Annotated in this window: 15 protein-coding genes and 1 tRNA gene; 10 read left to right on the top strand and 6 right to left on the bottom strand. The window is 40.6% G+C overall.

Annotated elements, in window-relative coordinates; all coding sequences use genetic code 11:
* The first annotated feature begins 178 nt into the window (after nucleotides 1-178).
* Nucleotides 179-829, top strand: a complete 651-nt coding sequence (locus HNW13_RS02700) for a TetR/AcrR family transcriptional regulator (protein ID WP_162022626.1) — start codon at nucleotides 179-181, stop codon at nucleotides 827-829.
* A gap of 149 nt (nucleotides 830-978) precedes the next feature.
* On the top strand, nucleotides 979-1,911 hold the full coding sequence (locus tag HNW13_RS02705) for a DUF6268 family outer membrane beta-barrel protein (RefSeq protein ID WP_192115356.1): 933 nt from the start codon (nucleotides 979-981) through the stop codon (nucleotides 1,909-1,911).
* An 82-nt stretch (nucleotides 1,912-1,993) separates the two neighbouring features.
* Here the strand turns inward: HNW13_RS02705 and HNW13_RS02710 are convergent, their stop codons facing one another.
* Both HNW13_RS02710 and HNW13_RS02715 read right to left on the bottom strand, forming a co-directional pair.
* Nucleotides 1,994-2,440, bottom strand: coding sequence for an LPP20 family lipoprotein (locus tag HNW13_RS02710; RefSeq protein WP_011636625.1), 447 nt, complete (start codon nucleotides 2,438-2,440; stop codon nucleotides 1,994-1,996).
* Nucleotides 2,437-3,147 (bottom strand): FlgO family outer membrane protein, encoded by a 711-nt coding sequence (locus tag HNW13_RS02715; RefSeq protein WP_182743934.1) that lies wholly within the window; start codon nucleotides 3,145-3,147, stop codon nucleotides 2,437-2,439. Before HNW13_RS02715 ends, HNW13_RS02710 begins: the two co-directional genes overlap by 4 nt.
* Nucleotides 3,148-3,416: 269 nt before the next feature.
* On the opposite strand from HNW13_RS02715, the gene HNW13_RS02720 reads away from it, so the two are divergent.
* Nucleotides 3,417-4,625: a flagellar assembly protein FlgT gene (locus HNW13_RS02720; protein WP_101085448.1), complete on the top strand. Its 1,209-nt coding sequence runs from the start codon at nucleotides 3,417-3,419 to the stop codon at nucleotides 4,623-4,625.
* 21 nt (nucleotides 4,626-4,646) lie between these two features.
* Here HNW13_RS02720 and HNW13_RS02725 read toward each other — a convergent pair whose 3' ends face one another.
* Nucleotides 4,647-5,396 (bottom strand): IS5 family transposase, encoded by a 750-nt coding sequence (locus HNW13_RS02725; RefSeq protein WP_124011573.1) that lies wholly within the window; start codon nucleotides 5,394-5,396, stop codon nucleotides 4,647-4,649.
* A 265-nt stretch (nucleotides 5,397-5,661) separates the two neighbouring features.
* Between HNW13_RS02725 and HNW13_RS02730 the strand changes: the two genes are divergently transcribed.
* From HNW13_RS02730 to HNW13_RS02740, 3 genes are all read left to right on the top strand, one after another.
* Nucleotides 5,662-5,737 (top strand) — tRNA-Arg (locus HNW13_RS02730).
* Nucleotides 5,738-5,950: 213 nt separating this feature from the next.
* Nucleotides 5,951-6,430 (top strand): DUF2947 domain-containing protein, encoded by a 480-nt coding sequence (locus HNW13_RS02735; protein ID WP_059747885.1) that lies wholly within the window; start codon nucleotides 5,951-5,953, stop codon nucleotides 6,428-6,430.
* Nucleotides 6,431-6,510: 80 nt separating this feature from the next.
* Nucleotides 6,511-7,071, top strand: coding sequence for a chalcone isomerase family protein (locus HNW13_RS02740; RefSeq protein WP_192115355.1), 561 nt, complete (start codon nucleotides 6,511-6,513; stop codon nucleotides 7,069-7,071).
* Between the two features lie 200 nt (nucleotides 7,072-7,271).
* On the opposite strand, the gene HNW13_RS02745 is transcribed toward HNW13_RS02740, so the two are convergent.
* The 3 genes from HNW13_RS02745 to flgA all read right to left on the bottom strand — a co-directional run bounded on the left by HNW13_RS02745 (nucleotide 7,272) and on the right by flgA (nucleotide 8,958).
* Complete coding sequence (locus tag HNW13_RS02745; RefSeq protein ID WP_192115354.1) at nucleotides 7,272-7,745, bottom strand: flagellar protein FlgN; 474 nt, start codon at nucleotides 7,743-7,745, stop codon at nucleotides 7,272-7,274.
* Between the two features lie 101 nt (nucleotides 7,746-7,846).
* Nucleotides 7,847-8,176: a flagellar biosynthesis anti-sigma factor FlgM gene (gene flgM / locus HNW13_RS02750; RefSeq protein WP_011636631.1), complete on the bottom strand. Its 330-nt coding sequence runs from the start codon at nucleotides 8,174-8,176 to the stop codon at nucleotides 7,847-7,849.
* A 74-nt stretch (nucleotides 8,177-8,250) separates the two neighbouring features.
* Nucleotides 8,251-8,958: a flagellar basal body P-ring formation chaperone FlgA gene (gene flgA / locus HNW13_RS02755; RefSeq protein ID WP_192115353.1), complete on the bottom strand. Its 708-nt coding sequence runs from the start codon at nucleotides 8,956-8,958 to the stop codon at nucleotides 8,251-8,253.
* Between the two features lie 369 nt (nucleotides 8,959-9,327).
* On the opposite strand from flgA, the gene HNW13_RS02760 reads away from it, so the two are divergent.
* The 4 genes from HNW13_RS02760 to flgC all read left to right on the top strand — a co-directional run bounded on the left by HNW13_RS02760 (nucleotide 9,328) and on the right by flgC (nucleotide 12,108).
* Nucleotides 9,328-10,248 (top strand): chemotaxis protein CheV, encoded by a 921-nt coding sequence (locus HNW13_RS02760; protein ID WP_162022644.1) that lies wholly within the window; start codon nucleotides 9,328-9,330, stop codon nucleotides 10,246-10,248.
* Between the two features lie 72 nt (nucleotides 10,249-10,320).
* Nucleotides 10,321-11,154, top strand: coding sequence for a protein-glutamate O-methyltransferase CheR (locus HNW13_RS02765; protein WP_101085440.1), 834 nt, complete (start codon nucleotides 10,321-10,323; stop codon nucleotides 11,152-11,154).
* 136 nt (nucleotides 11,155-11,290) lie between these two features.
* Nucleotides 11,291-11,689 (top strand): flagellar basal body rod protein FlgB, encoded by a 399-nt coding sequence (gene flgB, locus HNW13_RS02770; protein ID WP_182743881.1) that lies wholly within the window; start codon nucleotides 11,291-11,293, stop codon nucleotides 11,687-11,689.
* Between the two features lie 2 nt (nucleotides 11,690-11,691).
* A complete protein-coding gene (gene flgC, locus HNW13_RS02775) occupies nucleotides 11,692-12,108 on the top strand; it encodes a flagellar basal body rod protein FlgC (protein WP_192115352.1) in 417 nt (138 codons plus the stop codon).
* Nucleotides 12,109-12,113 lie beyond the last annotated feature (5 nt).

Here is a 12,113-nt window from a genome sequence, read left to right on the forward strand (position 1 = left end):
ACAATAAGCGAACTCATTAACCGCAAATCGTGACTTGTAACTTAAATGTTAACTAGACTCGGTAGTCTAGTTTTATAAAACTAGACTGTCCAGTCTATTTTTAGTTACTATAACGCTAAATAATGAGTAGTAACGCTGACACTCGATTGTGCTTAATGGGTTAATTTACGGAACCAACATGACAAAAACACACACATCGCTTAATAACATCGAACAGGTTAGTTTGAGCCGCAGTGAGCAAAAGCGGGCTCAAGTACTTGAGTCTGCGATTGACCTTTTTTGCCATCAGGGTTTTCCTAATACCAGCATGGACGAAGTGGCAAAACATGCCGGTGTATCAAAACAAACCGTTTACTCTCACTTTGGTTCCAAAGATGATTTGTTTGTTTCTGCGATTGAGTCTAAATGTGTTGTGCATCAACTCACTGGCGAAGCTTTAATTGATGCAGCAAATCCACAACGGGTTATTTTGCAGTTTGCTCTGCAATTTGGTGAAATGATTGTTAGCAAAGAAACCATGACAGTATTTAAAACTTGCGTAGCTCAAGCCGACACTCACCCAGAAGTGTCTAGATTGTTTTATGACGCAGGCCCCAAGCATGTGCTCGGACTGATTAGAAATTACTTAAAAAAGGTTAATGAGCATGGCGAATACTTTTTTGAAAATCCGCACGAAAGCGCAGTTAGATTGTGTTTAATGTTATTTGGCGAACTAAAATTACGCCTAGAGTTAGGCTTAGAGATAGGTGATTTACTGACAACCAGACAACAATACTTGCAAGATACTGCCGAGATGTTTTTGCGAGCTCATCAAGTTGACGTAAAATAAACCAATAAAACTTGAACTTAATTGGCGCGATAACAGTATTATCGTAATTAAACTAAGGTGCTATTAACCCAACGTGCTATTAAGCCAAGGTGCAGTTAAGCCAAGTTAATAGTTAACTTATCTCATTATTTGAAGGGAAGCAGATTGATATGACGCTTTATAACGTTAACGTAATTCAGCCAAAATCATTGAGTACATCAGCTTTGTCAATTTTGCTAGCATCGGGACTGTTGTTAAGTCAGCATGCTTTAGCAGCGCCAGAACGTTCACCATTTTCGCTCACTGTGGCTCGTACATCAACGGGTACCGCTAATGTTGGGGCTGATAGTAATAACCCTAATCAGTTACAGCGTGATGCTTGGAAGACCAGTTTTTCGGCCAGCATGCCACTCAATCGTCAGTGGTCAATTGGGGCAAATCTAGGCTACGACAATCTCGATTACGACTGGGATATTAACCAAAACACCCTGTTACGCAGCAGTACTGAACCTTGGTCAACCATACATCAGTACAGTGCTGGTTTATCGTTATCTTACCGTCTTGATAATCATTGGATGTTTCTTATAGCCCCCAAACTGCAATACGCCTATGCCGATACTGCATCATCTTCAAATGCGCAAAGTTATGGTGTAGTCGCATCGGGAATGTACCGTTTTGATTCGGGCAATATGTTGGGTGTTGGCGTTGCATACTTAAATGATATTTCAGAAGTGCGCACCGTACCTTACTTAGCCGTACGTTGGCAGATAAACGAGAAGTGGGTACTTGCTAACCCGTTCCAAGCTGGTTTTAGTGGTCCTGCAGGATTAGAGTTAAGTTATCAGTATAACCGTGACTGGAGTTTCGGTGTGGGTAGCTCAATGCGAACAGAACGTTTTTTAATTGCAGACGATGACAAAACCATTGAAGTAGAAGAATGGGTAGGCTTTGCTCGCGCAGGCTGGCAAGCAACTAGTAATGTTAGCCTTAATGCGTATGCAGGTTATTATTTTGCTGGAGAAATGGAGTTAAGTTATCCAGACGTTACGGAAGACATGGAAAACCAAGCAGCATTAGGTTTAGTGTTTAAGCTGACGTTTTAATGATAAGTGTTAACCTAATATAATAAATATGCCGCTGATATCAGCGGCATTTTTATATCAACAAGTTAGCGTAAACGTTCAATTAAAAGTAAGTAACTTCTTTTACGCGTTTAGGGCGATTTTGTTGTTCGTACAACTGCCATACTTGCTTAAAATCGAGTGCTAGCTCCGTGACATAAAATTCACCAGAAGGGTAGGTCTTAACCACTTTAGCGCCGCGAATAATACCACTCACGCTAGACTTAACGTTGTCGTCAGTTAATAACCACTCACTTACGTCGCTATTTGCCGAAATCTTTTGTCCATATACTTGCTCAGCCAACTCTCGGTAAGCGGCAATTTTTGAAGCTTGCATCGCCATTAAAATACGATGTGATGGCTCTTTACTGGGTTGGGTCGCCAACGGGGCATAACCAATTGCCGTTAGTGTTGGGAATGAAGCTGGCGCTTCGGTTTCCCACTGAACATATTTATCTTTGCTCACACAGCCAGTGAGCAGCAATAGCATAATTAACATCAACGACTTCATAGCTTATCTCCTAATACGGTGTAACGACTGTCGCCCTTATTCTCGTGGCGATACAGTAAACCATTGCGTGATTCAATGAGTTCAGAGGGTTGTAAATAACCCGACAAACTCGATGCTGCCACAAATGATTGCACCGCTGAAAGGACGCGATTATTGGTCACATTAACCACTCGGCCGTTAAACACAATTCCTTCAGGGGTTAGGGTCATGGTTGACACTAATACGTGTGAAACCGGTAAATCTGCACGTAACAGTTCCCAGTTGCGGCTCAACATAAACTCGCCTTGTTCTGTGGCGCGCAAATTTGTCGCCACATTTAAATCGACTAAGTTAAATTCATGAGCGTGGAATGCCGCGAGTAATCCTTGTTGTAACTGTAATGCTAATTCATTGGTTGCATTTAAATTACTGGTCATCACTGGCGTAGAAATCAGCAGTGGTTGATCTGGGCGCAAGGCGTCGTTTTGTAACACTAACTCGTTAACTAACTTTTCTGCCCACACATTCACCTGGCCTTTGGGTGATATCCCCGCAGCCTGAATATCATAAGCCAGTTTATCGTGATAAACCTCATCTTCGTCGACGGTTTTGACAAATTTACCGTTATTACTAAAGGCAAGGTTATTGGCAGCATTAGGCGTTTGGGTGCATGCCGCTAACGATAACGACGCAAGCATGACCGTGGAGATAAAAAGCCTGTTAATCATAATAATTCCTCTAACAAATAATGCCGCTAGTCTTGGTATAAATGAGTCATTTAATCGCCTTGTCCATCGATAACTAAGGCCAATTATGTACTCTTTATTATTGGTGTCTTTATATCGGCAAATGCGTTCAAAGCTTTACTGTAATAGTGCAACATCGAAAATAACCACTAATATAGTGAGTCGGCACAATTTTTGCTTTGATTAAAATAGAGTAAGCTGAATTTACACAATTGTGCAAAATAGACGATTTTTTGACATTAGGACATTGTATGTTGATCCGACACAGCCCTGTTATCCGAACAAAAACCTTTAATCACCTTGCCGTAATAGCAATGCTATGCGTGAGTGCATTGTGTGTAACGTCGTCGGTATTGGCTGAACAAATTGAAGTGACTGGTAAGGCTAAAATCGTTAATGGCGATATAGATAAAGCCCGTGAAGACGCCATAAGCCAAGCATTAAATTACGCCAGTTTAAAAGCCGGGGTTAACTTTTCCAGCGAACAACAAGTCAACCAAGGTCGGCTTACTCAAGATACCTTTCAAATTCAGCGGATGGGATCGGCCAATAACGTTGAATTAATGAGTGAAATGATCAGCCAACACACCATTACCGTGGTGTTACAGCTTGAACTCAGCGAACAAGAACCTAACGCACAATGTAAAAGCCAGTCTCTCAAGGCCGCGATTATGTTGCCACAAGCCTATTTACAAGAACGCGAACAGTTACGTTATGGTCAATTAGCTCACTTTGAAGAGCGGATCACCGAGCAATTAGGTAAAGCTATCAATGCACAGTCGCGATACAGTTTTGCACGACTACATGCCGATGAAAAAATTGATAACACCAATCAACTGGTCAACTTTAAAGGATATCGTATTCCCAGTTGGTTAGGCGAAATCACCGACAGCCAATATCTGCTGCAACCTGAAATCATTGATATTTCGACCGAACCTGCTCAAAGTAGTTATATGGGCTTTGTCGAGGATGATCCACTAAGGCAGTTTATTTTTAAATTAACCCTTTACCATGGGATCAGCGGTGAAGTGGTGTGGTCAGAATCATTCGCCACCTCAGCGCCTTGGGAATTTGAAAGACAAGAAATCGTCTCACCTGCTAACCAGCGCTTTTGGCGATCATCTTATGGTCAGGCGATCAGCGATATTTTACAGCAAAGCGTGATGTCGCTGGATAAGCAGTTAAACTGTCGTCCATTACTAGGCCAAATTGTTGCCAGGCAAGGGGATCGTATTATCATCAATTTAGGCCGTAAAAATGGTGTTAAAATGGGTGATAAGTTCCAAATCGTATTACAAAAAAATATCCCAGACAGATTTAATTCCATGCGTGCCATCGCCACAAAAAGCCGTGCCAATGTGGTTATCGAACAAGTTACCGAAGACAGCTCAACCGCAATATTTGACGGCATCGACAGTGCAGATAATATTCAAGTGAATGATATTGCGATTAAGAACTAATGATTAGGGGCTGTTGATCTTTCACATTGGCAGCCAAATTATAGAGCAAGCTAGAGCCAGCAGGCTTTCAAAATTAATTTTCAATTTATCATAGCGGGTCGCTATCGCTCTAAAATGCTTAAGCCGAGCAAAAGCATTTTCAACTAAATGCCGATATTTGTATAAACACCAATCGATATCTCCATTTCCTTGCTTCGAATTTTGTCTTCTAGGGATCACTGGCTTGGAACCACATTCACGCACTTTATCTCTAATCGCTTCACTGTCGTAGCCTTTGTCTGCAATAATAAAATGACTTTGTGGCAACAGTTCAATAAGGGCATTAGCTGCTTTACTATCATGAACTTCTCCACCTGTAACAATGAATTCTATCGGTAAACCATAGCTATCTACCGCGAGATGGATTTTGCTTGTATTACCACCACGACTTAGCCCAATTGCTTGATTTTCATCAGATGATGCACCTGAACTGTGTTGATGTGCTTTTACATAACTTCCATCAATAAATTCCCATTCAGTATCACTATTAGTCGATAATGTTTTGAACAGCCTGAGTAAAATACCTTTTCTTGACCACAGTAAAAAACGACGGTAAATGGTATTCCATAAGCCAAAATATTCAGGTAAATCTCGCCAAGGGCAGCCGACACGCAATCGGTAAAGGATCCCTTCCATCGTAAATCGATGCTCTTGCTTGTTATAAACTCTATCATCAAGCAGAATAGCTTTTAGCTTCGACCACATCTCATCAGTGAGCATTAATCGGGGCATGGTAATCTCGTTGTATTTGTTTTTGGCGAAGTGAATTATACGAGATTACCTTCTTCGCACAAAATTCAAACAAAGATCAACAGCCCCTAGCTCTAAGAAGTTAATAATTCAGACTCAAGACTCAAGACTCAAGACTCAAGAGTTAAGTGCTAAGTGCTAAGTGCTAATCGATAAGAGTAAGGCGATTATGAATTAGTTGGTTATTAATCAAGCAATTAAATATAAAAGGTTTAATTCGATTATAAACTCAGTATAATCACTGGGTCTCTCTATAGCTCAACAGGATAGAGCAGCCGCCTCCTAAGCGGCCGATCGGGGTTCGAGTCCCTGTGGGGAGACCATATAATTTATGTTAATTCTTGCTACTATTCTTTTTACCCTCATTTTCATTTAGTCGTTTTTTTCCTAGATTCAGACTTTTCTTCAATTAATCTTTTTATCTTCAGTATTAATATTTTAACAAATCATCACATCATTTATCCCTGTCGCTATCGCAGTCTGATCGGCTTTAGCGTTATAATTGCACTTCATTTTTTGTTGCTAGGAGCAGTTGTTTGTCACATTCATATATTCCGTTTGATCTTTATAAGCGTAAGTGGATTTTTAACCATAAAGATTTGCCTGTATCAGATGATGATAAGGCCTTGATTAAGCCATTGACCGATAAAAGTGCCATGGAAGTGTGGGATAAGTGGATAAGCAATAAGAGCAGTCGTGCAGAGCTGTTTGAAAAAGGTGATTGGCCAATAAAGCAAGATGCTTGGGTGGCAACGGAGCATTGGCAGTCGGCATGGGATTCTAATGATAATGCGATGCCCGAAGCAATTATTGCGCATATTCAATGGCCTGATGATGCGGTGGTGTACTTTTGCTATGAAAAATACCAAATAGTTGAAACTCGCTGGGATGTGTTTGTGCGTAATTGGAAGTGCTTTTTATTTTTTGATGATGGTCCAATTTTAATCTCGCCAAAGCACAAGCAAGCATTGATGTTTCTACAGAATGGCCAATATAAATTAGGCGTTCGCGGTTAAATTACCCGACTTGAGTTGCGGTTGTTGGTTAAACGGCTGATGGTGTAGTCGTTGATATTGCAGTTTTTTAGAGAGTTTATATGAAATTATTAGCTTCAATTGGATTGAGCTTATCGTTAATGATGCCGTTGTTGGCGCAAGCTAGCATGATTGCAGATGTTGATGTAGCAGAGCAAATTACAGTAGCAGAGCAGCCATTGATATTGAATGGCGCTGGTGTACGCAGTAAGTTTTTTATGGATTTATATGTGGGTAGTTTATATCTGCCGACAAAAGTGCACACTCTAGAAGATGTGCTTACTCAGCCGATAGCGGTGATCCAGCTAACGATTACTTCTGGGATGATCACTTCAAACAAAATGCGTGATGCCATTACTGACGGTTTTGAAGCTGCTACCGACAATGACACACACTCAATTGCCAAAGATATTGAACATTTTACCCAATTGTTTGCAGATGAAATTGTCGACGGTGATCAATTTACTTTTGTCACCCAAAAAGGCAAGGGCGTGAGCAGTATCAAAAATGGTAATGCTCAGGGAGATATTGTTGGAGAGGCATTTCGTCAGGCTTTACTTAAGATTTGGTTAGGTGAAACTCCGGTACAACAAAGTTTACGCCAAGCTATGCTAGCTCAATAAATCACCTGCTAGGTTCTAGGGCGGACTACGTCCTGCTAGGGTCGCTGCGCTTCTAGGGACAGCTTCGCTGCTAAGATTTTATAGCCTCTAGCCGCGAAGCGTCCTAGCAGCGTAGCGCTCTAGGCTGTCGCTAAGGTTTTATAGCCTCTAGCCGCGAAGCGTCCTAGCAGCGCAGCGCTCTAGGCTGTTGCTAAGTTTTATTAGGCTGAAAAGTCATTGCCCAGCGTTGAAATGGTAGAGGTTTTACCTTTGTCATTATAGGTCAAGCTTGAGGCATTGCGGCTGGCTTGTAATGCCTGGGCAAAACGATTGAGGCTGGCGATATTGAGCTCAATCAAGCTGGCATTCTGACTGTTGATGTCTTTGCACTCGGCGAGAATAGCTTTAGCTCGTGAGACTTGTTGTGCCAGTTCAGTATCGGTGGTGAGCAGATTGTGTTGTGGGTGGCTTGCCAGTTTTTCGTCAGTGGCTTTCATATTGAATAAGCACTGGGTTTTATCTTTGGAAAGCGCCAGCAGTTTGTCGGCATCTTGTTTGGATAATGCCGCTTTCTCTCCAACAATAAGCGATTTCAGCTGCGTTAATGTCTGATTTTGACTATCAAGCAGTTGGTGTAGCTCTTTGCGTTGATCTTCGCTTGCTTGCTTGTGTAATGGCTGGTTTAACTCTGTCATAAATTACTCTTAGGTTTTTTTAACTAACACTTCTCTATGGTGCAAGTTTGCACCTATTATCTGTATGTCGTTAAAACAAGTTAAAGAGTAACGTTTAACGGTTACTCTCTGTCAAACGATAAACCGCCTAGCTCTGCTTCAAAGCTGGCAATATTCGCTGCAAGCTTTTCTGGATCGACTTTATATCGTCCCTCAGAGATTGCTTGCTTAATTTCAGCGACCTTTTTTTGGTCTACTTCTGGTAACGATGCCATTTTTGTTTGCGCGCTCTGAAGCTGTTGAGCTTGAGAGGTAATGCTAACGGAATCTGTTTTAACCGGTGCAGCTGATTTTGGGGCTGCAGTAGTTGTAGATTGCGTAGCAGACTGCGTGTCACGTGCAGTGCGCATTTGTGTATTGGTAGCAGTGTTATGCTTAATATCAATTGCCATGGGAGGCTCCAGCGTAATGAATCAGGTTTTCCAATCAGGCTATCGGCACCCCAGGAAAAAACTTTAACGCTATTTTACATTCTTACTTCAACTTCGCCAACGCCAATTACAACCGCATCGAATTGTTTGCTAGTGTTACTGTTTTTTACTCTGATAACCTCATCGATATTGCCATCACGCAATGCTTCCCCAAGGGTTTTTATTTCTACATTAGTGGTTTTAGCATAAATAGAAACAGTGTCACCTTTGCAAACAAAGCACAGGTTATTACTTAATACTGGAGAGTCTTTCGCTACCCGACGTTTCACCCGCGAGCCGATTAATGTCGTGGTGTCGGAAAAAAACTGACCTTTTAAGCTATATTGGTCAACATACATGACTTGTAAATGATGTTCGCCAATAATTTGGTCAGGGGACAATAGTTGGTTAGCCACCACAACAGGGTATTGGATTTCGACTCGAACAGAGAGATACATTTGCCATGGATAGTCATAGTCAGGGCTATTACAACTGAGTTTTACCATGTTATTTCGACTAATAGCCCGTTCACTGGCAAGTTCGACATTAATCGGTGGGTAACAGGCTGGTGGACTGATTCTGCCCTCAAGGTTTTGTGGGGTTATTTGCACTTTAGCTTTTGAGTCAGCATCAATTTTTTTGGCTACCGCCTCTTTAGCTAACGCATAAATGGTCGATAGTGAAGGTGTGATAATTTCTTCGCTAGCAATTGCAGGCAAAGAAAATGCTATTGAACACAAAAAACATAAAAAAAATACTTTCATAATGAAGATACTAGCTTGTTTTGCCAGAATGCACCTATACTTTGAAAAACGAAAAATATGCGAGTAATCTCTGCATACACAATAAGCTAAAATAAATGGGCTAGGGGACATAAGAATAACATTATCCCTTCGTCAAAAAAGTGTCAGTTCACAGTGCGAGCTAATTTATACAAAATTAAAGCAAGTTGCATGCCCACTTTTTGATTCATTAAATTGAGATGTATTTGTTAGATTGGTGATGGTTTACACTCAAATTGAGTGACCATCAGTAAAATATGTACTAACCGTATTATGCTAAACCAAGGTTTACTATAATTTCAAAGAACAATTTTTATCCTTTTGGGTGACAGTTAACTACAAGGCCTTGTTATGTCGAGCATTTTAGATTCAGTAAATAAACGTACCCAACTTGTCGGGCAAAACAGACTCGAGCTGCTATTGTTTAGGCTTAGCGGCCGTCAACGGTTTGGCATTAACGTGTTTAAAGTGAAAGAGGTTTTGCAATGCCCACCACTGACTACGTTGCCTAAATTAAACCGTTTTGTTAAAGGTGTTGCTCATATTCGTGGCTCAACCATTTCCGTTATCGATTTAAGTGCCGCAACGGGTGGACGCCCACTGACATCAACAGAAAATTGCTTTATTATCATTTCTGAATATAACCGAAGTATTCAAGGCTTTTTAGTCAGTTCAGTTGAACGTATTATCAACATGAATTGGGAAGCCATTATGCCTCCACCGCAAGGTTCTGGCCGTTCTTCTTATTTAACTGCGGTGACAGAGATTGAAGGTGAGTTGGTTGAGATTCTAGATGTTGAAAAAATTCTTGATGAAATTTCACCGGTTAAGACTTCTATCAGTAAAGAGCTCAATGAAGCATTAACTATTGATAGAGAACAGCATTATCATATTATGGTTATTGATGATTCTGCTGTAGCACGTAAACAAATTATTCGTTCGTTAGAGTCATTAAATCTGCAAATCGATACCGCTAAAGATGGTAGAGAGGCGCTGGAAAAACTGAAAAGTATTGCCGCAGAAATGGATGATGTTTCAGTTGAAATTCCGTTAATCATTTCTGATATTGAAATGCCTGAAATGGATGGTTATACCTTAACGGCTGAAATTCGTAATGATCCAAAATTAAAGAATATCAAAGTAGTATTGCACACATCATTAAGTGGTGTATTTAACCAAGCGATGGTACAAAAAGTAGGGGCTAACGACTTTATTGCTAAGTTTAACCCCGATGAGTTAGCCGCAGCGGTTAACAAACATTTAAGTTTATAAACCTTTTATTATTGCAAAATATTGCAAAATATTGGAGGTTGAGTTCATAGGCTTACCTATTAGGAAGATAATGTGACAGATAAATCACTTGCTGAAGCAGAGTACAATCAATTTAGGCTGTTTTTAGAACAGCATAGCGGTATTGTGTTAGGTGAGAACAAACAATATTTAGTCCGCAGTCGTTTAGCGCCTTTGATGGGGAAGCATAATTTGCCTTCTTTGTCTGAGGTAGTTAAAAAGTCGATGAAACCGATAGAACGGCAACTGCGCGCTGAAGTGATAGATGCGATGACCACCAATGAAACGTTATGGTTTCGAGACCGTTATCCATTTGAATTACTGCACAATACTCTACTGCCTGAATACAGTAAGCTTGGCAGACCATTAAAAATTTGGTCGGCGGCATGCTCTTCAGGTCAAGAACCTTATTCGTTGGCCATGACGGTGTTGGAATATCAACAACGTAAACCTGGTGCTTTACCAGGAGGCGCGACAATTCAGGCAACAGATTTATCACCTTCTATGCTAGATCGTTGTAAAAATGCTGAATATGATGGTTTAGCACTTGCTCGTGGTTTGTCTGAAGAACGTAAACGTCAGTTTTTTGATGCTTTACCTTCGGGTAACATGAAAGTTAAAGATAATGTGAAGCGATTAGTTAACTTTAGAGCCCATAATCTACTTGAAAGTTATAGCCTATTAGGTAAATACGATATTATTTTTTGCCGCAATGTGTTGATTTACTTTGCTCCTGAGGCAAAGGCTAAAATTTTGCGGCAATTTGCTGCCGCACTTAATCCTAAAGGTATTTTATTTTTGGGTGCGTCAGAATCTCTTGCGGGATTAACCGAAGAATTTAATATGGTTCGCTGTAATCCTGGAATTTATTATCAAAAGAAAACCTAGATAATATAATAGCTTAATCTATTTATCATGCCGGCATTCGTCGGCATGTTTGTTTTTATCTTTTATTCCCTCATAAATTAAATTGTTGGCATAACCTTTGCTTTATTTCTACCAGTTAGCTGATGGAGGCAATTTTATGGCGATTAATTTCGATAATGCATTAGGTGTTCACCAATACTCTTTGGGCATTCGAGCTCAAAGAGCAGAAGTGATTTCAAGTAATATCGCCAATGCCAATACTCCTCATTATAAAGCTCAAGATGTCAATTTTGCTTCTGCTATGCAAGCGGCAAGCTCGCATCAGAAAGGCTTGAGTATGAGCCAAACCACAGAGAAACATTTTGATTTAACGGCGTTAAGTCAACAGCATGTTCAATATCGTATGCCAAATCAAGCTGATACTGGCGATGGTAATACTGTCGATACGCAGAAAGAGCAAGCAGCATTTATGCAAAATGCGCTCGAATATCAAATGTCATTAGGCTTTCTTGAGGGAAAATTTAGTGGCATGCGTAAAGCATTGCGAGGTGATTAATTATGAGTTTATTTAATATTTTTAATGTTTCTGGTTCAGGTATGTCTGCGCAGTCAGTGCGTTTGAATACCACCGCCAGTAATATTGCCAATGCTGATTCTGTGTCTAGCAGTGTCGATAAAACCTATCGCGCGCGTCATCCTGTTTTTGAAGCCGAAATGCTAAAAGCCAATAGCCAGCAAAACAGTTCGCCTGGTGTTAGCGTAAAAGGCATTGTTGAAAGTAACAAACCATTATTAAAAGAATACTCGCCAGACCATCCTATGGCAGATGGTGATGGTTTTATCTACAAACCTAATGTCAATGTGATGGAAGAAATGGCCGATATGATTTCTGCATCACGCTCTTATCAAATGAACGTTCAGGTGGCTGATGCGACTAAATCTATGTTGCAACAGACGTTAAGGATGGGTAAATAGTATGA

Origin of the sequence: Shewanella sp. BF02_Schw (genome assembly GCF_014596695.2) — a bacterium.
Lineage (GTDB): Bacteria > Pseudomonadota > Gammaproteobacteria > Enterobacterales > Shewanellaceae > Shewanella.

Coding starts and splice junctions, on each gene's coding strand:
- HNW13_RS02700 (WP_162022626.1), top strand. CDS start 179: ATGACAAAAACACACACATCGCTTAATAACATCGAACAGGTTAGTTTG.
- HNW13_RS02705 (WP_192115356.1), top strand. CDS start 979: ATGACGCTTTATAACGTTAACGTAATTCAGCCAAAATCATTGAGTACA.
- HNW13_RS02710 (WP_011636625.1), bottom strand. CDS start 2,440: ATGAAGTCGTTGATGTTAATTATGCTATTGCTGCTCACTGGCTGTGTG.
- HNW13_RS02715 (WP_182743934.1), bottom strand. CDS start 3,147: ATGATTAACAGGCTTTTTATCTCCACGGTCATGCTTGCGTCGTTATCG.
- HNW13_RS02720 (WP_101085448.1), top strand. CDS start 3,417: ATGTTGATCCGACACAGCCCTGTTATCCGAACAAAAACCTTTAATCAC.
- HNW13_RS02725 (WP_124011573.1), bottom strand. CDS start 5,396: ATGCCCCGATTAATGCTCACTGATGAGATGTGGTCGAAGCTAAAAGCT.
- HNW13_RS02740 (WP_192115355.1), top strand. CDS start 6,511: ATGAAATTATTAGCTTCAATTGGATTGAGCTTATCGTTAATGATGCCG.
- HNW13_RS02745 (WP_192115354.1), bottom strand. CDS start 7,745: ATGACAGAGTTAAACCAGCCATTACACAAGCAAGCAAGCGAAGATCAA.
- flgM (WP_011636631.1), bottom strand. CDS start 8,176: ATGGCAATTGATATTAAGCATAACACTGCTACCAATACACAAATGCGC.
- flgA (WP_192115353.1), bottom strand. CDS start 8,958: ATGAAAGTATTTTTTTTATGTTTTTTGTGTTCAATAGCATTTTCTTTG.
- HNW13_RS02760 (WP_162022644.1), top strand. CDS start 9,328: ATGTCGAGCATTTTAGATTCAGTAAATAAACGTACCCAACTTGTCGGG.
- flgB (WP_182743881.1), top strand. CDS start 11,291: ATGGCGATTAATTTCGATAATGCATTAGGTGTTCACCAATACTCTTTG.
- flgC (WP_192115352.1), top strand. CDS start 11,692: ATGAGTTTATTTAATATTTTTAATGTTTCTGGTTCAGGTATGTCTGCG.